Here is a 24,367-nt window from a genome sequence, read left to right as displayed (position 1 = left end):
ACTATGAGTGATTGAACGAAAACGCGCAATATTATGCGTTTTTGTCATATGCCTATGCAGACTCGGCCCATGCTCGTCCGCATCAGACAGGGCACAGGAGCCGTCTCACTTGGCTGATTTCATTTGCTATTCTGCGAAAATTGAATCTGCCTCTTCAGAGCGTCGCTCAGTGCCTGTGCGGCGATGGACAACGGAACGCCATCGGCGCGTGCGAGGCCGAATTCCTGCGTACTGCGCGGCACGAACGGGCGGTGCACCACTGGGAGGTGACGATAGAGATTCGCATAGAAACTGCTGATGATCGTGATGCCAAGCCCGTGCGCCACGTAGGAACAGGCAGAACTGTTGGTGTGGGTCTCGATCTTGACCAATTGTTTCACCCCTGCTCGCTTGAAGGCCTGGTCGAGCGCCATGCGGTTCGGCCGCTGCCGGCCGATGAGGATGAGCGGCACATTGCGCAGGTGTTTTGCGGTGACTTCCTCCAGTTCGGCGAGCGGATGTCCTTCCGGGATGACGCAGACGCTTTGGCCGCTTGCAACTCTATCGACCACAATACCCGGCCCGACCTCCCCTTCGATGCGCAGGAAACCGAGATCGATGGTCCGCTCCTCCACAAGCTTGTTGATGGCCGTCGTCGATTCGAAGAAGGTCTCGATGCGCACGCCGGGAAAGGCGCGCACATAATCGATCAGCATGGCGGGCGCGAAATTCTCCCACATGCTGCTCGGCAGGCCGATCCGCACGGTTTCCGGCCCCGAGGCGCCGTTACGCAGATCTTCCGCATGACCGGACATGCGATCGACGGCGAGCAAAACATTCTCGGCGTCCCGCGCCAAAATCGTCGCCTCCGGCGTCGGGATCAGCCGCCCTTTGTCGCGGGCAAACAGCGTCAGCGCCAGATCGGATTCGAGCTGTGCCAGCAGCCTGCTCACACCCGACTGGCTGAGCCCCATGGCCTTGGCCGTCGCAATGGTCGAACCCGTGGCGAGAAGCGTGCGCAACACTTCGAGCTGCTTGATGTTCATAAGGTCGGCACCTTTGACGGGTGAGAGTTGATCACGATCCATGGACGCGGCTCGACCGGAGGGGTCGGCTGTCCTTCGGAGCGCGGACTTGCTGGTTACGGATGGAGCAATGATCCGCCGCGCGTCAAGATTCGTCTTGCATTCGCGCGATCAAACAGGCCGCATTCGGGTCGAGGCCGGTCGTCACGGCGGCACATTCCATCCGCTGCGCAGAAAGCGCCGGCACAGCCTTGCCCCGCCAACTCTTTGATCGTATTTCCTCTTTCCGGCGGAATGAACCGGAGGATTTCAGGACATGGCAGGACGGCTGCTTTCGATTGGCGAGTGCATGGTAGAACTGATGCAGGCCGAAGGCGGCCTGCTGCGCAAGGGTTTTGCCGGTGACACGTTCAACACCGCCTATTACGCCCGCCAGTACCTGCCGGCGGACTGGAGCGTCGACTACGTCTCCGCCGTCGGAAAGGACATGATTTCCGACGAAATGCTCGCCTTCATGGAAAGCCACGGCATCGGCACCGCCCATGTCGCCCGCATAGAGGGCCGTTCGCCCGGTCTCTACATGATCCACCTGAAGGACGGCGAGCGCAGCTTCTCCTACTGGCGCTCGGTTTCCGCGGCAAAGTTGCTGGCCCACGACGGCGACCGGCTGCGCACGGCCATCGAAGCCTCGGATATCGTCGTCTTCTCCGGCATTACCCTGGCGATCGTGCAGCCGGAAGATCTCGACACCCTGCTCGCAGAGCTTCGCCGCGCCAAGGCCGCGGGCAAGCGCATCGTCTTCGATCCGAACATCCGCCCGCGCCTCTGGGATGATACGGAGCGCATGCGCGCAACCATCACGGAAGGCGCGCGCGCCGCAACGCTGGTCATGCCCAGCCTCGACGACGAGACGAGCCATTTCGGCGATGCCTCGCTGGAGGAAACGATTGCCCGCTACCGGGCGCTCGGCGTTGAAAACCTGGTGGTGAAGGACGGTGAGAAGGGCGCAACGCTCGTTTTCGGCGGTGAGCGCAGCCATGTGCCCTCTGCCGAGGTCAGGACGATTGTCGACACCACCAGCGCCGGCGACAGTTTCAACGGTGCCTTCCTGGCCCGCCTTGCAACCGGTGCAAGTCCGCAGGAGGCGGCACGCTTCGCTGCCGAAGCCGCCGCCGCCGTCATCCAGCATCACGGCGCGCTGGTCCCCAGGGACAAGCTGCCGAAAGGCTGACCCAAAAGGTCGGCGCTAGCGCCGCTTCTTCACCTTCGAGGCAAACGGGTTATCCGCCGCCTTGAAGTGGATGCGGATCGGCACGCCCGGCAGGTCGAAGTCGGCGCGCAGGCCATTCGTCAGGTAGCGGATATAGGATTCCGGCAGCGCATCGGGACGCGTGCACGAGATCATGAAAGCCGGCGGGCGAGCCTTCACCTGCGTCATGTATTTCAGCTTCAGGCGACGGCCCGAAACGGCCGGTGGCGGATGCTGCGTCTGCTGTGCATCCAGCCAGCGGTTCAGCTTGGCTGTCGAGATGCGGCGGTTCCAGGTGCGGTCCGTCTCGATGACAGCCTGCATCAGCTTGTCGAGGCCGCGGCCCGTCTGGCCGGAGACCGGCACGGCGCGAATACCGCGCGCCTGCGGCAACAGCCGCTCGGTCTTTTCACGCAACTCCGCAAGTACGGCCTGCGGATCATCGATCAGATCCCACTTGTTGAAGGCGAGCACGGCCGCGCGGCCTTCGCGCAGCACGAGATCAACGATCTGAAGGTCCTGTTTCTCGAAGGGAATGGTGGCATCGAAGATGATGACCACCGTCTCGGCAAAGCGGATGGCGCGCAGGCCATCGGCGACGGAGAGCTTTTCCAGCTTCTCCTGCACCCTGGCCTTGCGCCGCATGCCGGCCGTGTCGAACATTTTTATCGTGCGGCCCTTCCAGTCCCATTCGACGGAGATGGAGTCGCGCGTGATGCCGGCTTCCGGGCCGGTCAGCAGCCGGTCTTCGCCAAGGAAGCGGTTGATCAGCGTGGACTTGCCGGCATTCGGACGGCCGACGATGGCGACGCGCAGCGGCTTCGTCTCGTCATATTCGGGCTCGTAGTCGTCGTCCTTCTCCACGCCTTCGGCAGCTGCCTCGGCGCGCAGGTCGACATCGGTGACGGCCTCGTTTTCTTCCGGGTAAGCGCGTTCCTCGCCGATTGCGGCGACGATCGCGTCACGCAGATCCAGCATGCCCTGACCGTGTTCGGCGGAAATCCCCGTCGGCTCGCCAAGGCCGAGCGTAAAGGCATCATAGAACCCACCATCGGAGCCACGGGCTTCCGACTTGTTGGCGACGAGTACGACGGGCTTGCCCTTGCGGCGCAGCATGTCGGCCAGAGCCTGGTCGACGGGCGTCAGGCCCATCTTGGCATCGACGACGAAGAGCGACAGGTCGGCCTCGTCGATCGCCGCTTCGGTCTGGGCGCGCATGCGGCCCTGCAGCGTCTCGGGCGCCGCGTCTTCGAGACCGGCGGTATCGATGATGCGGAATTTCAGGTCGATCAGGCGGGCATCGCCCGGCCGGCGGTCGCGGGTGACGCCGGGCGTGTCATCGACAAGCGCGAGCTTCTTCCCCACAAGCCTGTTGAACAGGGTGGACTTGCCGACATTGGGGCGTCCGACAATGGCGACGGTGAAGCTCATGAACGTGTTCCGTTTCGGTGGTCCGGTGAATACCGGATCAGGAGGACAGCTTGCCGCTTGCGGCAATCAGGTCAAGCAGCATCTGCGCGCGGTTGGCAACGTTGCGCGGGCTTTCGCTGTCATTGATGATGGCATCGAACCATTCCTTGGCACGGGCGTAGTCCTCGTGCTTGAAGGCGGAGAGGCCGAGAACTTCGCGCGCGGAATGGCGCAGCGCGCTCTGCGGGGTCGCAAGCTGCTCGGCTTCGGCCGAGACCTGCTCATACGTCCCGGTATCGACGAGGAGGTACGCGGCGCGCAGGCGGGCTGCATCGCGCAGCGCTGCCGGCACCGACGTGTCCTTCGAGATCGCCGTGAAGGCGGTGACGGCGCCCGCAGCATCGGTCTCGGCAAGAAGCGAGGCGGAGCGCATGCGGGCGAGCACCGGGTAGGAGCCGAAGCCATCCTTTTCCAGCGCGGTCAGCGCGGCAAGCGCCTCTTCGTTCTTGCCTTCCCGGGCGAGCGTCAGCGCGGCGAGGAAGCTGTCACCGGCGGCGGAAGCCTCGCTGTCGCGCCAATATTCGTAGCTCACCTTGCCGACCGTGCCGAGAACGACCAGCACGGCGATGCCGATGAAGATGCGGCCGAAACGCAGCCAGACCAGACGCATCCGGTCGGACCGGAGTTCGTCGTTGACCTCGCGGATAAAGCTGTCGTCCTGATTTACCATTCCCTGCCCGGCTCTTGCTGACGATTGGAGTTTGCGCCTTCTACTCCATTTTGACCGCGTTGTAAGGGGGCAGGCGCGAAAAGCCCGGTATCAGGCGAGGATCGGGCCTGGATCAGGGCAGCGGCGCCACGCCGATCAACCACTCGTGAAGCCAGAAGACGATGGCCACATAGAGAGCGAGGCCGACGACGACCGAAATCAGGTCGTATTTCGCCGAGACGAAAACCGGCAGTTTGGTCTCGCCGGCGGCGATGCGCTTCTTCAGCGTGATGCGCAGGATGACCGCCCAGGCAAGGATCGTCACGAACAGCAGCACCGAATAGCTCTCGCCATTCGCCAGAAGATGCGCCAGCGCCCAGATCTTGATCGCAACAAGAATCGGGAATTTCATCTTCGTGCGGATATGGCCGGCCGGCAGAAAGCCGGCGACGAGACAGATCGAGGCGATCAGCATCAGCGTCAGCGCGATATGCGCCATGAAGGTCGGTGGAGAATAAAGCATCGCGCCACCGTTCTCGCGCGCATCGACAAAGCCGTAGGCGATGAGTGCGAGGCTCACGAGCGACAGCACGCCATGCAGCGCCATCCAGCCCGGTTTGCCGAGTGCCGCGATGCCCGCATTGCGAAGACCCGGCGCGAAGGGCCGCAGCAGGTGAGTGACGATAAAGAGAACGAGACCGGCGATGAGCAACGTCATGAAAAAGCCCCTTGAAGAAAAATCGGCCCCTGGCCGTTCTCTTTGGAATAGCCTTCAAGGGCTAACAATTCCAGCCCGATCAAAGGATTGCCGCATTCGGAACCGATGACAGACCCTTTGCAAATTGTCGCGGGTGCCCATCTTGTCTCAACAATCGTCTCGAATCGTCCTCTCCCTCCTCGCCGTCGGGCTCGTCTCAGGCACGGCGCTTGCCAAGGACGACGCGATCGAAACGCCGAAGCGCAAGCAGCTCGTCATCGTTTCCTTCGACGGCGCGCACGACAACCTGCTCTGGGAGAAGAGCCGCGCCATGGCCAAGCGCACCGGCGCGCATTTCACCTATTTCCTCTCCTGCACCTTCCTCTTCCCGAAGGACGAGCGCGCCAACTACCAGGCGCCACACGAAAAGCGCGGCCGCTCCAATGTCGGTTTTGCACCCGACAAGGAGGACACGATCCTGCGGCTTGGCGAAATCTGGCTGGCAAAACTGGAAGGCCACGATATCGGCAGCCACGCCTGCGGCCATTTCGATGGCGGCAAGTGGAGTGCTGCGGACTGGAAAGCCGAGTTCACCTTCTTCCACGAGGCGCTGAAGAACGGCTGGCAGAATGCCGGCGTCGGCGAGCGTGAACCCGCTGACTGGCAACGCTTCGTCGCGCAAGACATCAAGGGCTTTCGCGCACCTTACCTTTCCGCCGGCAGCGGCCTGGTGAAGGCGCTGGAGGACAACGGCTTCACCTATGACGCCAGCCTCGTCTCGAAGGGGCCGGCAATGCCCGTCGCCAGCGGCAAGCTCGCCCGCTTCGCGCTGCCCCTCGTCCCGGAAGGCACCTCGAAGCGCCCCGTCATCGCCATGGACTACAATCTCTATGTCCGCCATTCCAAGGCCAAGGAGGCGCCGGAGAAAAGCGCCGCCTTCGAGGAAAGCACGCTGAAAGCCTATCGAGACGCCTTCGCCAGACAATATGACGGCGAACGCATCCCCCTCCAGCTCGGCTTCCACTTCGTCGAAATGAACGCCGGCGCCTACTGGCGCGCACTCGACCGGTTCCTCACGGAGACCTGCGGGCAGAAGGACGTCGCCTGCGTCAGCTATGCCGAGGCGATGGGCATTCTTGCAAACGAAAAAAGGGCGGCCGGAGCCGCCCTCTGATGTCTTGCCGCTGATCTGTCGTTTCTACGGCTTGTTGGCGGCAAGCTCTCCGTCTTCTTCCTTTGTCGTCAGATAACGCTGATCGATTTCCGGCAGGGGTTCCCCCTCGATCGCCGCCTCGAAGGCTTTGAGACGTTTATAGATCGAAAGCAGCTCGACGATCGTCGTCCAGGAGTTGACGAGATACTGGAAGGATTCGCGTACCTGCCCAAAAACGTTCTGAATTTGGCTCATCACGCCAAGCGTCAGCTTGCCTGCGACGATGGACGGAACCAGCACGAAGGTGCCGAAGAGGTTGTCGGCCTGCAGATAAAAGATACGGGCGACGTTGAAGTACAGGTAGTGAAAATAGAGACGGAAATAATTCTTTCTCACATTGGCGAATAGCTGCGCAACCGTTGGCGGTTGCGCCCGGTCGGCGTGATCTTCACCATAGACCAGCTCCTTACGATAGGCGGCCTCGACCCGCTGGTTCCGAAATTCCAGGCCCGGAAGCTTGATACCGACTGCGGCAAGAAACACCGTTCCGAACAGTGACCAGCAGATCGCAGCCCAGACGAGGGCATGCGGAACCTCGCCGATGAAGGGCAGAACGGTTACCGTGCTCGAAAATTTGAACAGCACTGGAAGAAAGGCTACGAGCGTCATGATCGAGCTGACGAAGCTGACGCCAAGGCCTTCCACGGTCCGCGAGAAGCGCATCGTGTCGTCCTGCACACGCTGCGAGGCACCTTCGATATGGCGCAGCTTCTCCCAGTGGGACATATAGAAATCGTTCATCGCCGTCCGCCAGCGGAAGACGTAGTGGCTCACGAAAAACAGATTGAGCGTCCCCACGGTGATGGCAACGAAGGCGATCCCCGCGAAACCGATCATGCCGACGTAGAGTTCGGTTTCCGTCGGGATCGGTTCGGTGCGGGCGAGCCCCCGCTGGATCATATCGTAGAACGGTCCGTACCACGCATTGATCGCCACACTCACCTGTACGGAGAAATACGTGTTGAAGATGATGAGCACCGATCCGAGCACGGACCATAACTGCCACGGATGCGGGCTGAAAATGAACCAGGCGGCGGCAAACAGCCCCACCACCAGCGCATAATAAATGTAAAACCACAGAAAAGGAGTCGACCAGAAGACGGAAACCCCAATGACTGCGTCCTGCCCCGGCGGTAGCGGGGGCAACCCGATGAAAGCTCCGAGTTGGTCTCCGCCAGCATACCACATGATCATGGCAAGGGCCGACCAGACGATAGCAGACGGGAAGAAGAATCTGGGATGGGGGAAAAAGGAGACAAACAAAGGAGGCACTTTCGTTTGGCGGAGACCGGGCTTTGCGAAGCAAGCCGAAGATGCCAGAACCTAGAGGAATTTGCGCATTGCAACAATCGCCAAGCGCCCGGATTACCGAGATTTAATGGAAAGCACACCACCGGCGACGGTGATCGCTGCAGCAAGCAGCAGGACGCCGGCAGCGGCGAGGCTTGGCAGCACATAGCTTCCCGTGCGTGCCGCCAGAAAGCCCGCGCCGAGCGGCCCGAGGATCTGCCCCACACCGAACGCCGCGGTCATCAGCGCCAGCACCTGCCGCGGGCTCTCACTCGCCAGAACGCGCCCGAGCTGGAGGCCATAGGCGGTGATGACGATGAAGGTGAGGCCGAGCAACGTTCCGCCGATCAGCGCGGAGGCCGGGAAGGGCAATGTGACCGTCACCGCGACGCCCACCATCTCGACGAGGATCGCTGCAAGATAGGCCATCGCCACGCCGTAGCGCGCCGCGATCGGCTTCCACGCGACGAGGGAAATCGCCGCCGAGGCGCCGGTGACGAGCCAGGTTAAACATTCGAGCAACGGGCTCTCCGCCCCCTCCCGCGCAATGGCGACGATGAAGGTGGCGGTCACGACATAGCCGATGCCGAAGAGACCATAACTCAGTGTCAGCGCGACCAGCGGCCGGGTCCAGACGATCGGCGGCTCGCGCACCCCGGTGGCACCGCGTTCCGGCCGCGGCAGCAGAACCATGACGGCGGCAAGCCCCATGGCGCCGAGTATGGCACCGGCAAGCCAGTCGACGCGCCAGACGGCGATGGCCGGGAATTCGACGAGCGACAGCAGGTAGACGAGAACGGCCGACACCGCGATGCCCAGGCCGACGCCGGAAAAATGCGCCATCTGCACGCGGGCATCCTGATGCCGGAGCCCGATCGAAAGCACGATGCCGGAGGCGAAAATCATGGCAAAGGCACTGGCAAGCCCCGCGAGAAACCGCACGACGGAGAGTGCCGCAACGCTGGAAATCAGAGCCATGGCGAGCAGCAGCAGCACCGCCGAAACCAGCGCGCCGATCGCCAACCTCCGCTCCAGACCCGCCGCCCAGCCATAGGCGGCCAGCACCGCGCCGAGCAGGTAGCCCGCAAAATTCGCCGCCGCGATGATGCCGGCGTCCGCAGCGTTGAGCCCGAGGCCGGCCATCATGCCGGGCAGCACCGGCGTATAGAAGAAACGGCCGAGCCCCATGGCCACGGCCATGGCGATAGCACCGGCGATGGCCGCCCGGACGGGCTCGCGCGACAGGGCGGGAATGCGTTGCATCATGCCGCGACCATCGCACTGCAACATAGCTCCGACAAACAAGATTAATTGATCGTCGGATCAGCGCCGGTGAAGGTTCAGCCGGGCAGTGTCACCACAAGCGGCCCGTTCCGTGTCGCCACGACCGTGTGCTCGAACTGCACCGTCGGCGCGCGCGGATCGCTGTAGAGCGTCCACTCGTCGTTCTTGCCGCTTTCCGCCCAGTTGGCGCCGAGCGACAGGAATGGCTCGACGGTGAAGACGAGGCCGTCGGTCATGCGGCGCTTTTCCTGTGGGTCCGGCCAGGTGGCGATTTCCGTCGGCTCCTCGTGCAGCGAGCGGCCGACGCCGTGGCTCGCGAGGTTGGCGATCAGCGTGTAGCGGTTCTTGCGCGCGAACTCGCCGATGGCATTGCCGACCTGCGCCAGCGGCTTGCCGGCCTTGACTTCCTTGAGGCCGACCCAGAGCGCCCGTTTGCCATCACGGCACAGCCGCTCCACCGCCGGCGTCGAGCGCCCCACCGTGAAGGACGCGCCGGTATCGGCAAAGTAGCCGTCGAGCTCGGCGGAAACGTCGATATTGACGAGATCGCCGTCCTTGATCACCCGGTCACCCGGAATGCCGTGCGCAACCTCCTCGTTGATGCTGATGCAGGTCGCGCCCGGAAAGGCGTAGCAGCTTTCCGGCGCCGAACGCGCGCCCGCCGCCTCCAGCATCCGCCGGCCGATCAGGTCCAGTTCGGCCGTGGTCATGCCCGGCCGGATGGAGGTCGACATGTGCTGGAGCACATTGGCGCAGATCCGGCCGATCGCCTTCAGGCCGTTGAGGTCGTCGTCATTCTCGAGGGTCATCGCATCTCTCTTTCGCGGGCGTGTCTATCACGCCCGCGCGCTGCTGTCAGGCGGAAGCGGCCACTGCGTCCTTCTGCTCCGCCGCCAGCATGTCGCGCACCAGGGGCGCAACCTTGGTGCCGTAAAGCTCGATGCCGCGCAGAATCTGGTCATGCGGCATCAACCCGATCGCCATCTGCAGCAGGAAGCGATCGTTGCGGAAAATCCGCTGATGGTCGACGATCTTCTTCGCCACCGTTTCCGGATCGCCGAGGAAGAGATGGCCGGTCGGACCGATCGACTGGTCGAACTGCGCCCGGCTCGTCGGCCCCCAGCCGCGCTCGCGGCCGATGCGGTTCATCACCTCGGCCTGCGGTCCGTAGAAGGCGTCGGCCGCCGCCTGCGTGCTGTCCGCAATGAAGCCGTGCACGTTGATGCTGGTCTTCAATTTCGCCTCGTCCTGCCCCGCCCGGCGTGCCGCCTCGCGGTAGAGATCGAACAGCGGCGCATAGCGCGACGGCGTGCCGCCGATGATGGCAAGCGCCAGCGGCAGGCCATAGGCGCCCGCGCGCGCCACCGATTGCGGCGTGCCGCCGACGGCAATCCAGATCGGCAGCCTGCCATGCGCCGGGCGCGGATAGACGCCAAGCCCTGCCAGCGGCGGCCGCATCACGCCGGTCCACGAGACCTTCTCGCTCTCGTTCAGCGCAAGCAGCAGATCGAGCTTCTCCTCGAAAAGCTGGTCGTAATCATCAAGTGCATAGCCGAAGAGTGGGAACGATTCGATGAAGGAGCCCCGCCCCGCCATGATCTCGGCCCGGCCACCGGAAATGAGATCGACGGTGGAATATTGCTGGAAGACCCGCACCGGATCGTCCGACGACAGCACCGTCACGGCACTCGTGAGCCGGATGTTTTTCGTGCGCGCCGCGGCTGCCGCCAGCACCACGGCCGGCGCCGAGGCGGCATAATCCGCCCGGTGATGCTCACCAAGCCCGAAGACATCGAGCCCGACCTGATCGGCAAGTTCGATCTCTTCGAGAAGGTTTTTCAGCCGTCGCTCCCCTTCCCGCCCCTTGTCGGCGGCATTGGGATCGACATCGGCAAATGTATAGAGGCCAAGTTCCATGGGATGTTCCAGAAGAGAGGGATTTTCCCAGAGATATGGCCGGCAGTGGCAGGTTGAAAGGGCAGATCGGGAAACAGTGTGTTTACAGGACGATCGCGGCCGAACAAAAACGGGGCGGTTACCCGCCCCGTTCATCACCTCAAAGCTTGGAGGCAACCTCTTCGAGCTGGCCTGCCACCTGGCCCCAGCCCTCGTGGAACCCCATCTTCTCGTGCGCCTCGCAATCCTCGACAGTCCAGTGGCGGGCGATCGCGGTGTAGCGGGTCTTTCCGTTGCCGAGATCATCGAAGAGGATTTCTGCACTGAAGAAGGCCTTTTCGGTCGGCTTCCAGTCCGGGCCGAAGGCATCCGTCGTGATGATGCGCCGATCCTTCTCCACCTTGAGGAACACGCCCGTGCTGTCCATGTGGAAACCGTCCGGGCCGGTCATGACGGTGCGGAACTTGCCGCCGTCACGCGGCTCCATTTCGACAAGGGCAATCGCGTAGGGCTTCGGCATGAACCACTCCTTCAGGATTTCCGGCGTCGTCCAGGCCTTGAAGAGCTGGGCGGGCGTGGCGTTCAGCACGCGAGTCAGCACCAGTTCGCGGTTGTTGGCGGGCTTGATTTCGGCGGTGTCGGTCATGTCTGTCTCCTCGGTGGATTACGATTGGTCGGTTCGTATCAAGGACGCCCGGCAGGCGGCCAGCCCGACATCGAAAGCCGATTATTTTTCGGCGGCAGCCATCTCGCGCTGCACGCTGTCGAGATGCTGGCGGATATGCGCGGCCTCCGCCGACGTTGTGGCAAGCGCGATGGCGCGGTCGAAGGCCTCGTGCGCTTCGCGGTAGCGGCCAAGCTGCTTCAGCAGGCCGCCGCGCAGGCCATGAAAATAGAAGTAGCCGTTGAGCTTGTCCGCCAGCGGCTCGATGAGCGCCAGCGCCGCCTCCGGCCCTTCGCGTTTCGAAACTGCAACGGCCCGATTGAGCCGCACCACCGGCGACGGCTGAAGGCGCTCCAGCGTCTGGTAGAGCAGGTCGATCTGCAGCCAGTCCGTCTCCGCCGCCGTCACGGCGCGCGCATGCAGGGCTGCAATCGCCGCCTGGATCTGGAAAGCGCCGGGCGTGCGATGCCGGATCGCCTTGTCGATGAGCACCAGCGCCTCGTCGATCAGCCCACGATCCCAGAGCGCACGGTCCTGGTCCTCCAAGAGCACGATCTGGCCGTCCTTGTCGAAGCGGGCGTCAAGCCGCGAGTGCTGGATGAGGATGAGCGCCGTTAGCCCCATGATCTCCGGCTCGGAGGGAAAGAGTTTTAGCAGCAATCGACAAAGCCGGATCGCCTCCGCACAGAAGGGCGCATCTGCCCTCTCCGGCACGCCGGCCGAATAGCCTTCGTTGAAGACGAGATAGATCATCGCCGCGACGATGCCGAGCCGTTCGGCGCGCGCCACGGCATCCGGCGTCTCGAAGGGAATGCCGGCGGCTGCCACCTTCCCCTTCGCCCGGGTGATGCGCTGCTCCATCGCCGCTTCCGAAACGAGGAACGCCTTGGCGATCTGTTTGACCGTAAGGCCGGAAACGATGCGCAGCGCCAGCGCAATCTGCTGTGTGGCCGGCAGGTCCGGATGGCAGCAGACGAACAGCAGCCGCAAGATATCATCTCGGTAATGCGCGCCGTCCAGCCGGTCAGCGAGATCGCTTTCCGTATCTTCCAGATCGGACAGCACCTCCTCGGGCGGAAGCGGCTGGTGTTTGGCGCGCTTCCTCACCTGGTCGATGCCGCTGTTGCGGCCGACGAAGATCAGCCATGCTGCCGGATCGCGCGGCGGGCCCTTGTCGGGCCAGGTCTTCAGCGCACGAAGGCAGGCCTCCTGAAAGGCCTCCTCCGCGAGGTCGAGGTTGCGGAAGTAGCGCAGAAGCGCCCCCATGGCCTGCGGCCGAGCCGAAGTCAGTGCCAGATCGATCCAGGCAAGCTCTGTCATGTTATGGGTACCCCCGGATTGAAGAACTGCAGCGGCCGGATTTCATAGGTGCCGTTGGCCGGATTGGCGGCGGAAAGTTCGCGGGCGAAGGTGATCGCCTCCTCCAGCGTTTCCGCCTGCAGGACGAAGAAGCCGAGGAACTGTTCCTTGGTTTCGGCAAACGGTCCGTCCATGACGATATCGTCCGTGGCACCCTTGCGTACCGTCACGGCCGCCGTCGTCGGCATCAGCCGCGCGACGGGACCAAGCTTGCCGGCCTCGGCATATTTCTGGTTGACCGCGCCGAGATCGGCCATGACCTTGTCGTCCAGCTCCTTAGACCAGGCGCTGACTTCACTTTCGCTATCGTAACAAAGAACGGCATACAGCATGGTGAACTCCCGTTGGCTGAAAGACGTAGGAGTAGCGTCTCAGCCGACAGGGTGCACCGGAATATTTTTGATGATCGGCAGAAACAGCCGGCAGCGCCGGCCATCAGCCCGGCTTGTCTCAGTCTGCGCGACGGAGCAGGAAATATCTTAATTCCGGAATGTTAGGAAAGGTCGAAACGGAGGCCCCTCCCATGACGATGGACAGCGAGCGCGCAAGGCTCATCGAGGCGTTCCGCGCGTGGAAATCCGAGATATTCGCTCTCACCCGGGAGATCGTCGCGCAACGCGCCTTTTCGAACGGCAAGGACGAGCTTGCAGCAATCCTGAAAGATCTGCCCGTCAGAAATTTCGATCCGGTTCTCGACCTTCGCATCAGCGACGAGGCAGGCGAGATCCCGCGGACAACCAATGCAGCCTTTCGCCACGCCGGCTACCAGCCGGGAATGCCCGAGACCTTCACCGGTCTTGGCTTTGACCTCTCCGCGCACGAGCGCGCCGTGGATGCGGCGGGGCGTTTCCACCAGGGTGTCGAGGTCAGTCTCTACAACCGTGGGGTCTATGATTTCCTGGCGAAGACCGATGCCGAGATCGCGGATGAGTGCACCGCGGTCGGTAGCGCATGGCAGGGCGCGTTCGATGCAATCGAATCCGCCCCGATCGGCGGCATGCACGACGTGCTGGCGCTGGCAGGGACGATCCCGCGCGGCGACCACTACCAATATGGCTTTGTGACCGAGGTCACGCCGACAGGCGCAAGCACAGCTGCCCACGAACCGCTGGCCTATGCGGAGGTGGTTTTCAACGCGCTGATCGCCGTCGAGTTTCACCGCTTCATGCGCGACTGCCTGGCGAACCTCGACCTGCCGCACAGCATGGTCGTGATCGTCGCGGAACACGATCTCATCTATGTGCCGCACACACATTATCGCTTGCCGGGACCGGCCGCACGCGAACACTCGCCGACGCCGCCATCGATCCGGCAGGCCGCCTCCACCCCGGGAAAGACCGCTGTCTTCGGGCGTCGCCCCCAAAGACCATGACGGTGGCTGCCGGCGCGGATCAGAGCTTGAACACGTCGTCGCGCCAGAAGACGATAACATAGCCGCCAGCCGGTTCGGCCTTGCGAGCCCATCGATGCAATTGCGCGTGATACGGCTCGCTTCGCCAGATGTCGGGGTGGTCAGGATCGACAAGCACTGTAATCTGCGGCCCCTGCCGGTAGATCATCATGTGCGAGCGGGACGGCGCCCATGCCTCGTCTAGCGCCTCATCGGTCATCCACAGACAGAGGAAATCCCGGCAGACCGAAGGCCGATCCGCATAGATCGAGCAGCCCTTGCCCGCGATGCAATGCCGACACCAGACATTCGCGGGCTTCTCGAAAAGATCAATGTCCGGCAACCGGCAACAGAGCGTGCAGGTGCCGCAGGATCGGCCGGGGACGATGGTCGGAGATGGGTACATGCCCCAACCGATAGCACCTGAAAGCGACGCACTGAAGAGCGGTCAACTACTTGAGGCAACAGCCACAAATTGACTCTTGCCGAAGTAGAAAACTTCTCGTAGGAGATTGCACGCATTTGGGGAAATCGGGGACCATCGTGAGAAAAATCATTACGTCGGCACTGTGCTTGGCGGTGCTTGCCCTGTCGGGCTGCGACACGACAAAAATCGCGACCGTTGGCATCCGAACGGATGCGAATGGCAAACATGCGAGCACCTATATCGTAAAGTCCTCTGGGCATGATGAAGCGGACCAAGCAGCCGTCTATGCAGCGTCAATGAACTTCAGAAGGCAGGTTAAAAAGCCGCGCAAGAATCATCGCTACGTCATGCCGGTCCATGTCCATCATGTGCCCGAGCCCATTGTGAAAAGTAAGAAGCAAGCCAAATAAGCAACTCACTCTCCATAACGTATGAGCCGGAAGACTGCTGGCACGGTCAATTGACTGTTTGCGCGGAGGCCGAAGGATTCAGAGGCCACGGGGCAGCGTGGTTCTCGATCGATGACTTGCGCGCTTTCGTTCTAGCAATGGATGCCGTACCAATCCAAGACGGTTCCGAGCCAAAGTTGGAAGGCGGGTACTGGAGCGACCAGAACGTTGAGCAGGTGCATGTAGGCCTTCGCATCGCGCCATTTAACACTACCGGCACGCTCCAGGTCCAATGCACATTTGCAGAGCCGTTCATGGGTGAAAACAGGCGTTCGGCGTTTACAAACAGCGCACGCTTTGGTTTTTTGATCAAATATGGCGATTTGCAGCGATTTCGAGCCTCTCTCGACCCGATACTAGACGGTAAACCGGTTTCTGCCGTGCTGCACGTATTGCAGTCCGAATATTGATCCTGCGACGCTACCCCGCGCTCAACGTCCGCCGCACCGCGTCCTTCCAGCCTTTGATCTTCACCGTCCGCGTCTTCTCGTCCATCTTGGGCTCGAAGCGAGTATCGCGCGCCCAGGACTTGGCGAAACCCTTGCGATCCGGCCATACGCCTGCGCGCTGACCGGCAAGCCAAGCGGCACCAAGCGCCGTCGTCTCCAGAATCGTCGGACGGTCGACCGGTGCGTCCAGAATATCGGCGAGGCGCTGCATGGTCCAGTCGGAGGCGACCATGCCGCCGTCGACGCGCAGCACGGTTTCCTTGCCGTTGGCTTTCCAGTCCTTGTGCATGGCGTCGAGCAGGTCGCGCGTCTGGTAGCAGACGGCCTCAAGGGCTGCGCGGGCAAATTCCGCGGGTCCCGTGTTGCGCGTCATGCCGTAGATCGCGGCACGGGCGTCCGGGTCCCAGTGCGGTGCGCCGAGACCGGTGAAGGCCGGCACGAGGTAGACGTTCTGCGTCGGGTCGGCTTGTGCCGCAAGGTCGCCGGTATCGGGTGCGGCCTTGATGACCTTCAGCCCATCGCGCAGCCATTGCACGGCGGCACCGGCAATGAAGATCGAGCCTTCCAGCGCATAGGTCGTCTCGCCGTCGAGCCGATAGGCGATGGTGGTGAGCAGGCGGTTTTTCGAACGCACCATGTCGGGACCGGTGTTGAGCAACGCAAAGCAGCCCGTGCCGTAGGTGGATTTCATCATGCCCGGCTCGAAGCAGGCCTGGCCGATGGTCGCGGCCTGCTGGTCGCCGGCAACGCCGAGGATCGGGATCTCCGCGCCGAACAGCGCCTTCTCTGTCACGCCGAAATCGGCCGCGCAGTCCAGCACTTCGGGCAGCATGGCCTTCGGCACGCGCAGGATGTCGAGCAGCTCGTTGTCCCAGTCGTTCGCCGCGATGTTGTACATCAGCGTGCGGCTGGCATTGGTGGCGTCGGTGACATGCGACTTGCCGCCCGTCAGCCGCCAGATCAGGAACGTGTCGATCGTGCCGAAGCAGAGGTCGCCCTTGGCACCCCGTGCACGCGCGCCCTTCACGTTGGAGAGCATCCAGGACAGTTTCGTGCCGGAAAAATAGGGGTCGAGCAGCAGGCCGGTCTTCTTGGTGAAGGTCTTTTCGAGATCCTGCTTCTTCAGCTTCTCGCAATAGGAGGCCGTGCGGCGGTCCTGCCAGACGATGGCATTGTGGATCGGCTTGCCGCTTTCGCGCTCCCAGACGACGACCGTCTCGCGCTGGTTGGTGATACCGATGGCGGAAATATCCGACGCCTTGAGATCGGCCTTCTTCAGCGCGGCCTTGACCGCCCAGACGACGCTGTCCCAGATTTCCTCCGGATCATGCTCGACCCAGCCGGATTGCGGAAAAATCTGCGTGAATTCCTTCTGGCCGGAACCGACGACCTTCTGGTTGCCGTCGAAGACGATCGCCCGGCTCGATGTCGTGCCCTGATCGATCGCGAGAACATATCCGCCCATGCTTCCCTCCCAGCTGAAGGCCGCTCCCAGGCCCTTCGGAATCTTCAATACGACATCAAAACGAATGTCAAAGGAAAATAAAACGCAAGCCGCGCTCTGCCCTCACCGCCACTCTACCGCGCGGAAAACGCAATTGTCATCGCTCGAGTTTTAGGCGTAGGCTACCGCAAAGCAGCATATCGGAGATGAAAAACATGAAGAGTGTCGTCGTAACCGGTTCTACCAGCGGCATCGGCCTCGCCATCGCCACGGCCTTTGCAGAAGGCGACGCCAATGTCGTCATCAACGGTTTTGGCCCGGCGGACGAGATCGAGGCGACCCGCGCCAAGCTGGACGGCCTCGGCAAGGGCCGCGTCATCTATCATCCGGCCGACATGACCAAGCCGCACGAGATCGCCGACCTCATCCAGACGGCGGTGGAAGAGTTCGACGGCGTCGACATCCTCGTCAACAATGCCGGCATACAGCATGTCGAAAAGATCGAGGACTTTCCGGTCGAGAAGTGGGACCAGATCATCGCGATCAATCTCTCCAGCTCGTTCCACACCATCCGCGCCGCCATTCCGCACATGAAGCGCAAGGGCTGGGGGCGCATCATCAACGTCGCCTCCGCGCACGGCCTCGTCGCCTCGCCGTTCAAATCCGCCTATGTCGCGGCCAAGCACGGTATCCTGGGACTGACGAAAACGGTCGCACTGGAAATCGCCGAAGACCACATCACCGCCAATGCCATCTGCCCCGGCTATGTGCTGACACCGCTCGTCGAAAAGCAGATCCCCGATACGGCCAAGGCGCGCGGTATCAGCGAGGCGCAGGTGAAGTCCGACGTCATGCTGAAGTTCCAGCCGACCAAGGAGTTCGTCGGCGTCGATGAGGTGGCCGCCATCGCCCTGTTCCTCGCCAGCGATGCGGCAAAGTCGATCAACGGCACCCACATCTCCGTCGATGGCGGCTGGACCGCCCAGTAAGGGATGGACATGAGCACGGACACCGGCAGCATCCGCTTCATCCTCAATGGCGAGGACATTGCGCTCCGCCATGTGTCGCCAACGGGCACCCTGCTGGATTGGCTGCGGCTTCGCCGCCGCCTCACCGGCACCAAGGAAGGGTGTGCCGAGGGCGACTGTGGCGCCTGCACCGTGCTCGTCGGCCGTATTCTCGAAGGGCGGCTTGCCTATGAGAGCGTCAATGCCTGCATCCGCCTCATCGGCTCGATGAACGCAACCCATGTCGTCACCGTCGAGCATCTGGCGGGCGCGGACGGTGTGCTGCATCCCGTGCAGCAGGCGATGGTGGATTATCACGGGTCACAATGCGGCTTCTGTACGCCGGGCTTCGTTATGTCGCTCTATGGCCTCTGGCTTTCCGAGCCCGCGCCAGACCGCGCCCGCATCGAAAAGGCGCTGCAAGGCAATCTCTGTCGCTGCACCGGCTATGAACCCATCATCCGCGCCGCCGAAGCCATCGCCACGGAGCGGCCAAGCGCCGTCTTCGACCCGATCGAGCGCACGCGCACGAAGGTGCTGGAGAGGCTCAAGGCCATGACGCCACGGGATACCATCCGCGCCAGCGACGGCGACGGCCGCGTGATCATCCCCGCCTCGCTCGACGGCCTCGCCACCGTCCTTGCCGAGGAACCAAAGGCCACCGTCATCGCCGGCTCCACCGATGTCGGCCTCTGGGTGACGAAACAGTTCCGCGACCTCAACCCGGTGGTCTTCATCAACCATCTGACCGAGCTGCAATCGATCGAGGAAACGGCGGACGGTATCCGCATCGGCGCCGGCGTCACCTATAGCCAAGCCTTCGCAGCCCTCTGTCGCCGCAACCCGGCACTCCGTCCGCTGATCGACCGCATCGGCGGCGAACAGGTGCGCAATATGGGAACGATCGGCGGCAACATCGCCAACGGCTCCCCCATCGGCGACACACCCCCGCCGCTGATCGCGCTGGGCAGCACGCTCGCCCTTCGCTCGAAGGACGGAAGACGCGAACTGCCGCTGGAAGCCTACTTCATAGACTACGGCAAGCAGGACCGCCGCGCGCACGAGTTCGTCGAGAGCCTCTTCGTGCCCGATCTGCCGGCGGGCACCCATTTCGCCGTCTACAAAATCTCCAAGCGCCGCGACGAGGACATCTCCGCGCTGTGCGGCGCCTTCCGCATCGCGCTGTCACCGGATGGCCTGGTCACCGACGCCCGCCTCTGTTTCGGTGGCATGGCCGGCACGCCGAAGCGGGCGACGGCTGTCGAGGCCGCACTGATCGGCAAGCCGTGGAGCGAAGCCACCATCGGCGCCACCCGTAGTGCCTTCGACCTGGACTACAAACCGCTCACCGACTGGCGCGCCACGGCGGACTACCGCATGCTGGCGGCAAAGAACCTGCTGACACGCTTTTTCCTCGAAACCTCCGGCGAGACCGCGCAGGTACAGCGCTTCGAGGTGGTGGCGTAAGCGGCATGGGCGAAGGAGAAGCGTGATGGACCAATCCACCTTCGAAGACCGCAAGGCCATCTCCGCGCCGATGCACGCGTCGTTGCGCCACGATTCGGCGCACAAACACGTCACCGGCGGTGCCGACTACATTGACGACATGCCGGAGCCCGAGGGCACGCTGCATGCAGCACTTGGCATGAGCGACCGGGCGCATGCAGAAGTCCTCTCTGTCGATCTTTCCGCGGTGAAGGCGCATCCGGGTGTCGTGCTGGTGCTGACGGCCGGGGATATGCCGGGCGAAAACGACATCAGCCCCTCGCACCGCCATGACGAACCGGTGCTGGCGGAAGGCAAGGTGGAATTCCATGGTCAGGCGATCTTCTGCGTCATCGCCGAAACCCGCGACATCGCCCGCCGGGCCGCTCGTCTTGCAAAGATCGACTATCGCGACCTGCCGCACTGGACCGACGTTACCGACACGCTCGCAAATGGTGCCGTGCTCGTCACCGAGCCGCTGACGCTTAAGCGGGGCGATGCGGAAAAAGCGCTGGAAACAGCACCGCGCCGCATCAAAGGCCAGATGCGCGTTGGCGGGCAGGATCATTTTTATCTCGAGGGCCATATCGCACTCGCCATTCCCGGCGAGGATGACGAGGTCACCGTCTGGTCCTCCACCCAGCACCCGAGCGAGGTGCAGCACATGGTAGCCCACGTGCTCGGCGTGCCGTCCAATGCCGTCACCGTGCAGGTGCGTCGCATGGGCGGCGGTTTTGGCGGCAAGGAGACCCAGTCGAACCAGTTCGCAGCGCTCGCCGCCGTCGCAGCGAAGAGGCTCAACCGTGCGGTAAAATTCCGCCCGGACCGCGACGAGGACATGACGGCGACCGGCAAGCGGCACGATTTTCTTGTCGACTACGAAGCCGGCTTTGACGGCATGGGCCGCATCCAAGCCGTGAAGGCGAACTATGCCGCCCGCTGCGGCTACTCCTCGGACCTTTCCGGCCCCGTCACCGACCGAGCGCTTTTCCACGCGGACAATGCCTATTTCTACCCGCATGTCCTGCTCACCTCGCAGCCCTTGAAGACACACACCGTCTCCAACACCGCCTTCCGCGGCTTCGGCGGACCGCAGGGTCTGGTCGGCGGCGAGCGCATCATCGAGGAGATCGCCTACGCGCTGGGAAAAGACCCGCTGGAGATCCGCAAGGCGAATTTCTATGGGCTTCCCGGGTCGGACCGTGTGCTGACGCCATATCACCAGACGGTCGAGGACAATATCATCCACCGCATCGTGGATGAACTGGAAGCCTCCTCCGACTACCAGGCGCGCCGAAAGGCCATCCTCGCCTTCAACGAGACAAGCCGCGTCATCCGCAAGGGCATCGCGCTGACCCCGGTCAAGTTCGGCATCTCGTTCACCGCCACCTGGTACAATCAGGCGGGCGCGCTGGTGCATGTCTATCAGGACGGCTCGATCCACCTGAACCATGGCGGCACGGAGATGGGCCAGGGCCTGTTCACCAAGGTCGCACAGGTGCTCGCCGATGCGTTTCAAGTAGATATCGCGCGAGTAAAAATCACCGCAACGACGACGGCCAAGGTGCCGAACACCTCGGCCACCGCCGCATCCTCCGGCTCGGACCTCAACGGCATGGCAGCCTATGACGCCGCCCGCCAGATCAAGGAACGCCTCGTCGCCTTTGCCGTAGAGAAATGGGGCGTGGCCGCAGAAGACGTCGCCTTCGTGCCGCATCACGTGCGCGTCGGCGCGGCACTCATCCCCTTCCCCGACTTCATAAAGCAAGCCTATATGGCCCGCGTACAGCTCTCGGCCGCAGGTTTCTACAAGACGCCGAAAATCCATTGGGACCGGGCGAAGGGCATGGGCACGCCCTTCTACTACTTCGCCTATGGCGCCTCGGTCTCGGAAGTCTCGATCGACACGCTGACCGGCGAATACCTCGTCGACCGCGTCGATATCCTGCACGATGTCGGCCGCTCGCTGAACCCGGCGATCGACAAGGGCCAGGTCGAAGGCGCCTTCGTGCAGGGCATGGGGTGGCTCACCACCGAGGAACTGTGGTGGGACGGTAAGGGCCGGCTTCGCACCCACGCCCCCTCCACCTACAAGATCCCGCTCGCCTCCGACCGGCCGAAAATCTTAAACGTCCAGCTCGCCGAATGGGCGGAAGCCGCCGAACCGACCATCGGCCGGTCCAAGGCCGTCGGCGAACCGCCCTTCATGCTCGCGGTCTCCGTTCTGGAGGCGCTTTCCATGGCCGTCGCCAGCACCGCCGGTTACCGCCAATGCCCGAAGCTCGATGCGCCCGCCACGCCCGAACGCGTGGCCATGGCCATCGAACGGCTGAAGGCCCAAAAAGAAGAGTAAGATGAATTTTCTGCAGGACAGTCTCGAGGGCTTTCTCGCCCGGGAACACCGTGTCGTCATCGTCGACGTTAGCGCCGTAAAAGGCTCCGCACCGCGCGACGAAGGCACGTTCATGATGGTGGCGCCGACCGAAATCCACGGCACGATCGGCGGCGGGCAACTCGAATATGTGGCAATCGAAAACGCGCGAAAGATGCTCGGCGGTGCCGGCGGCGAAGCGAACCTCGATATCCCCCTCGGCCCCGGTATCGGCCAATGCTGCGGCGGCCGCGTCGAACTCACCTTCACCTTCGCCGACGAGACGGCCCGCCGGGCGCTCGACCAGCGGATCGCGAAGGAAGAACGGCAGAAACCGCAGGTCTGGGTGTTCGGTGGCGGGCATGTCGGGCGCGCACTTGCCGAATCGCTGACGCTGCTGCCCTTGAAGGTGTTCGTCGTCGAGACGCGCGAGAGCGAACTGGACCGCCTCACGTCCGAGGTCCATCATCGCTTGAATGCCATGCCGGAATCGCTGATCGCCGATATCCCGGCCGGCTCGGCCGTGGTCATCGTCACCCATGATCACGCGCTCGATTTCCTGATCGCCCGCGAAGCGCTCGTCCGCACCGACCTCGCCTATATCGGCATGGTCGGTTCGAAGTCGAAGCGCGGCACCTTCCTCCACTATCTCGAAGAGCAGGGCGCGGATCGCGCCGAGGCCGACCGGTTGGTCTTGCCGATCGGCGGCACGGCGGTCGATGACAAGCGGCCGGAGGTCATTGCCGCGATGACGACCTCGGAAGTGCTGCTCGCCTTCGCCACGTGGCGAACAGTTCGCTCCATGAGTGGAGCTGCTGACTCTTAGTCAGCGGGTCCACGATCCTAGCGGCCGCGCCCCTCGAGAAACCCGAGATCGCGCTTCATGTGATCGGAAAGCTCCTGCGGGTCGAGCCGCGGGAGGCGCTGTGCCGTCCGCCGACGAAAGACGAGAGAGAGCTTATGCCAAAGGCTCGGCTCGCGAAACTGCAGGGCGGCCGCTGGCCCGTGATCGGTAATGCATGTCATGGCGAAACCTCAAAAACTCATTTCCATTGCTTGCAGGGTGCGCCGAAAGGTGATGGAACTCCAATCGAACCTTCGTCTGCATGCATAAAGAGAACTCAGCCTTGAAGATGTCGCGCAACTTCCCGCTCAATGCGCTTCGTGTTTTCGAGGCGGCAGCCCGGCATGCGAGCTTCACCCGCGCCGGCGACGAGCTCGGCATGACGCAGACGGCCGTCAGCTACCAGATCAAGCTGCTCGAGGAGACGCTTGGCGAAACGCTGTTTCTGCGCCAGCCCCGGCAGGTCATGCTGAGCGAGGCCGGCGAGCGGCTGGCGCCCAAGGTGGCCGAAGGGCTAGCCAAGCTTGTGGAGGCGGTAGCTGATCTGCGCGGCGCAACAGAACAGAAGCTGCACATCCATTCGACGCCCACCTTCGCCACGCAATGGTTGAGTCGTACACTCGGCGACTTCCAGCTCAAGCACCCGAACATCGCCGTCCGGCTTTCCACTTCGCAGGAGGTCATCGATTTCGCCCGGGAAGAGGCGGACATCTCGATCCGCTGGGGCAAGGGCGACTGGCCGGGCCTCGAATGCCACCGCGTCATGCGCATGGATTTCGCCCCCTTGCTGAGCCCGGCGCTCGCCGAAACGATCGGCGGCGTCAAGGAGCCGGCCGACCTGCTGAAACTGCCGATCATCAGTGCCCCGGACGTCTGGTGGCCCATCTGGTTCTCCGCAGCCGGAATCGACAAGCCGGGCCTCGAACGTTACCCACGCAACGAACTGGGCGTTCAGACGATCGATGCGCAGGTGGCCATGAACGGCCAGGGGGTCGCGATCCTCAACCCCGGTCATTTTCGCGTTGAGATCGCGGCCGGCCTGCTCTACCAGCCCTTCGATATCACCTGTAACGATGGCCGCGACTATTGGCTCGCCTATCCGGAGAACCGTCGCAACATTGTGAAAATCCGCGCGTTTCGCGAATGGATTCTGGCGACGATGCCGAAGGAAGCTTAGATTGGCCAGCAAGGACCCGATGAGCCAGTCGGGGGTGAGCCGCATTTGAATGGAGTGGGACATTGAGCGTTGCGTTCGTAAAGGAAGAAAGCGCCGAGGCGGCATCGGAAACCCTGCTGCCCGACCGGCCGATTTCTCCCCATCCCAATCTCGTCACGCAGGCGGGTCTGACTGCACTCGAAACGCAGCTCGCCGCGGCACGCACGGCATACGAGGCCGCAAACACGATCGAGGACGTCAACGAACGGCGGCGCCAATCGGCCGGCCCGCTGCGCGACCTGCGTTATCTCGCGGAACGCGTCCGCACGGCGCAGGTCACGGCCGAACCAGCATCAAACAACACCGTTGCCTTCGGCAACACGGTGACCTTCAGCCGCGACGACGGCCGGGTACAGACCTATCGCATCGTCGGCGAAGACGAGGCCGACCCGAAGGCGGGCTCGATTTCTTACGTCGCGCCGGTGGCAAGGCTGCTGGTAGGCAAGGCGGCGGGCGATGTCGTGAACATGGGCGGGCAGGAACTTGAGATTGTCTCCATAAGCTAGGAAG

24 protein-coding genes are annotated in these 24,367 nt (G+C 63.0%); 11 read left to right on the top strand and 13 right to left on the bottom strand.

Annotation, left to right across the window (positions count from 1 at the left end):
- Positions 1-119 precede the first annotated feature (119 nt).
- Complete coding sequence (locus tag ACT6VE_RS00965; protein WP_444797429.1) at positions 120-1,025, bottom strand: LysR family transcriptional regulator; 906 nt, start codon at positions 1,023-1,025, stop codon at positions 120-122.
- Positions 1,026-1,320: 295 nt separating this feature from the next.
- Here ACT6VE_RS00965 and ACT6VE_RS00960 point away from each other — a divergent pair, with 295 nt between their 5' ends.
- Positions 1,321-2,235: a sugar kinase gene (locus ACT6VE_RS00960; protein ID WP_444796759.1), complete on the top strand. Its 915-nt coding sequence runs from the start codon at positions 1,321-1,323 to the stop codon at positions 2,233-2,235.
- Positions 2,236-2,250: 15 nt separating this feature from the next.
- Here ACT6VE_RS00960 and der read toward each other — a convergent pair whose 3' ends face one another.
- The 3 genes from der to ACT6VE_RS00945 form a co-directional block, all read right to left on the bottom strand.
- The gene (gene der / locus ACT6VE_RS00955) at positions 2,251-3,684 is read right to left on the bottom strand and encodes a ribosome biogenesis GTPase Der (RefSeq protein ID WP_444796758.1); all 1,434 of its coding nucleotides are present in this window, start codon (positions 3,682-3,684) and stop codon (positions 2,251-2,253) included.
- 37 nt (positions 3,685-3,721) lie between these two features.
- Positions 3,722-4,393, bottom strand: coding sequence for a tetratricopeptide repeat protein (locus tag ACT6VE_RS00950; protein WP_444796757.1), 672 nt, complete (start codon positions 4,391-4,393; stop codon positions 3,722-3,724).
- Between the two features lie 112 nt (positions 4,394-4,505).
- Positions 4,506-5,090: an NnrU family protein gene (locus ACT6VE_RS00945; protein ID WP_444796756.1), complete on the bottom strand. Its 585-nt coding sequence runs from the start codon at positions 5,088-5,090 to the stop codon at positions 4,506-4,508.
- Positions 5,091-5,316: 226 nt separating this feature from the next.
- On the opposite strand from ACT6VE_RS00945, the gene ACT6VE_RS00940 reads away from it, so the two are divergent.
- Positions 5,317-6,243 carry a polysaccharide deacetylase gene (locus tag ACT6VE_RS00940; RefSeq protein WP_444797428.1) on the top strand — a complete coding sequence of 309 codons (927 nt, stop codon included), beginning with the start codon at positions 5,317-5,319 and terminating at the stop codon, positions 6,241-6,243.
- A 24-nt stretch (positions 6,244-6,267) separates the two neighbouring features.
- Here the strand turns inward: ACT6VE_RS00940 and bacA are convergent, their stop codons facing one another.
- The 7 genes from bacA to ACT6VE_RS00905 all read right to left on the bottom strand — a co-directional run bounded on the left by bacA (position 6,268) and on the right by ACT6VE_RS00905 (position 13,107).
- Positions 6,268-7,545: a bacteroid development protein BacA gene (gene bacA, locus ACT6VE_RS00935; RefSeq protein WP_444796755.1), complete on the bottom strand. Its 1,278-nt coding sequence runs from the start codon at positions 7,543-7,545 to the stop codon at positions 6,268-6,270.
- A 102-nt stretch (positions 7,546-7,647) separates the two neighbouring features.
- Positions 7,648-8,838: a YbfB/YjiJ family MFS transporter gene (locus ACT6VE_RS00930; RefSeq protein ID WP_444796754.1), complete on the bottom strand. Its 1,191-nt coding sequence runs from the start codon at positions 8,836-8,838 to the stop codon at positions 7,648-7,650.
- A 74-nt stretch (positions 8,839-8,912) separates the two neighbouring features.
- Positions 8,913-9,665 carry a type I methionyl aminopeptidase gene (gene map / locus ACT6VE_RS00925; RefSeq protein WP_444796753.1) on the bottom strand — a complete coding sequence of 251 codons (753 nt, stop codon included), beginning with the start codon at positions 9,663-9,665 and terminating at the stop codon, positions 8,913-8,915.
- Positions 9,666-9,711: 46 nt separating this feature from the next.
- Positions 9,712-10,773, bottom strand: a complete 1,062-nt coding sequence (locus tag ACT6VE_RS00920; protein ID WP_444796752.1) for an LLM class flavin-dependent oxidoreductase — start codon at positions 10,771-10,773, stop codon at positions 9,712-9,714.
- 139 nt (positions 10,774-10,912) lie between these two features.
- Complete coding sequence (locus ACT6VE_RS00915; protein ID WP_444796751.1) at positions 10,913-11,398, bottom strand: SRPBCC family protein; 486 nt, start codon at positions 11,396-11,398, stop codon at positions 10,913-10,915.
- A gap of 81 nt (positions 11,399-11,479) precedes the next feature.
- Positions 11,480-12,736: an RNA polymerase sigma factor gene (locus ACT6VE_RS00910; protein ID WP_444796750.1), complete on the bottom strand. Its 1,257-nt coding sequence runs from the start codon at positions 12,734-12,736 to the stop codon at positions 11,480-11,482.
- Complete coding sequence (locus tag ACT6VE_RS00905; RefSeq protein ID WP_069057994.1) at positions 12,733-13,107, bottom strand: YciI family protein; 375 nt, start codon at positions 13,105-13,107, stop codon at positions 12,733-12,735. Before ACT6VE_RS00905 ends, ACT6VE_RS00910 begins: the two co-directional genes overlap by 4 nt.
- Before the next feature lie 191 nt (positions 13,108-13,298).
- On the opposite strand from ACT6VE_RS00905, the gene ACT6VE_RS00900 reads away from it, so the two are divergent.
- Entirely contained in the window at positions 13,299-14,147 is an 849-nt protein-coding gene (locus ACT6VE_RS00900; RefSeq protein ID WP_444796749.1) for a hypothetical protein, read from the top strand.
- A gap of 19 nt (positions 14,148-14,166) precedes the next feature.
- Here the strand turns inward: ACT6VE_RS00900 and ACT6VE_RS00895 are convergent, their stop codons facing one another.
- Positions 14,167-14,571, bottom strand: coding sequence for a hypothetical protein (locus tag ACT6VE_RS00895; protein ID WP_444796748.1), 405 nt, complete (start codon positions 14,569-14,571; stop codon positions 14,167-14,169).
- Between the two features lie 137 nt (positions 14,572-14,708).
- Here ACT6VE_RS00895 and ACT6VE_RS00890 point away from each other — a divergent pair, with 137 nt between their 5' ends.
- Both ACT6VE_RS00890 and ACT6VE_RS00885 read left to right on the top strand, forming a co-directional pair.
- On the top strand, positions 14,709-15,002 hold the full coding sequence (locus tag ACT6VE_RS00890) for an energy transducer TonB family protein (RefSeq protein ID WP_444796747.1): 294 nt from the start codon (positions 14,709-14,711) through the stop codon (positions 15,000-15,002).
- A gap of 116 nt (positions 15,003-15,118) precedes the next feature.
- A complete protein-coding gene (locus ACT6VE_RS00885) occupies positions 15,119-15,451 on the top strand; it encodes a hypothetical protein (protein ID WP_444796746.1) in 333 nt (110 codons plus the stop codon).
- A gap of 10 nt (positions 15,452-15,461) precedes the next feature.
- On the opposite strand, the gene glpK is transcribed toward ACT6VE_RS00885, so the two are convergent.
- Positions 15,462-16,955, bottom strand: coding sequence for a glycerol kinase GlpK (gene glpK, locus ACT6VE_RS00880; protein WP_444796745.1), 1,494 nt, complete (start codon positions 16,953-16,955; stop codon positions 15,462-15,464).
- Positions 16,956-17,149: 194 nt separating this feature from the next.
- Here glpK and ACT6VE_RS00875 point away from each other — a divergent pair, with 194 nt between their 5' ends.
- The 6 genes from ACT6VE_RS00875 (at position 17,150) to greA (ending at position 24,363) form a co-directional block, all read left to right on the top strand.
- Complete coding sequence (locus tag ACT6VE_RS00875; protein ID WP_444796744.1) at positions 17,150-17,923, top strand: 3-hydroxybutyrate dehydrogenase; 774 nt, start codon at positions 17,150-17,152, stop codon at positions 17,921-17,923.
- A gap of 9 nt (positions 17,924-17,932) precedes the next feature.
- Entirely contained in the window at positions 17,933-19,408 is a 1,476-nt protein-coding gene (gene xdhA, locus ACT6VE_RS00870) for a xanthine dehydrogenase small subunit (protein ID WP_444796743.1), read from the top strand.
- Between the two features lie 25 nt (positions 19,409-19,433).
- Positions 19,434-21,779, top strand: coding sequence for a xanthine dehydrogenase molybdopterin binding subunit (gene xdhB, locus ACT6VE_RS00865; RefSeq protein WP_444796742.1), 2,346 nt, complete (start codon positions 19,434-19,436; stop codon positions 21,777-21,779).
- A gap of 1 nt (position 21,780) precedes the next feature.
- Complete coding sequence (gene xdhC, locus ACT6VE_RS00860) at positions 21,781-22,623, top strand: xanthine dehydrogenase accessory protein XdhC (protein ID WP_444796741.1); 843 nt, start codon at positions 21,781-21,783, stop codon at positions 22,621-22,623.
- Between the two features lie 280 nt (positions 22,624-22,903).
- The gene (locus ACT6VE_RS00855; RefSeq protein ID WP_444796740.1) at positions 22,904-23,818 is read left to right on the top strand and encodes a LysR substrate-binding domain-containing protein; all 915 of its coding nucleotides are present in this window, start codon (positions 22,904-22,906) and stop codon (positions 23,816-23,818) included.
- 62 nt (positions 23,819-23,880) lie between these two features.
- Positions 23,881-24,363 carry a transcription elongation factor GreA gene (gene greA / locus ACT6VE_RS00850; RefSeq protein ID WP_444796739.1) on the top strand — a complete coding sequence of 161 codons (483 nt, stop codon included), beginning with the start codon at positions 23,881-23,883 and terminating at the stop codon, positions 24,361-24,363.
- Positions 24,364-24,367: the final 4 nt, after the last annotated feature.

Source organism: Shinella sp., from assembly GCF_052438155.1.
GTDB lineage: Bacteria > Pseudomonadota > Alphaproteobacteria > Rhizobiales > Rhizobiaceae > Shinella.
This window is presented reverse-complemented; position numbering and strand designations above follow the sequence as displayed.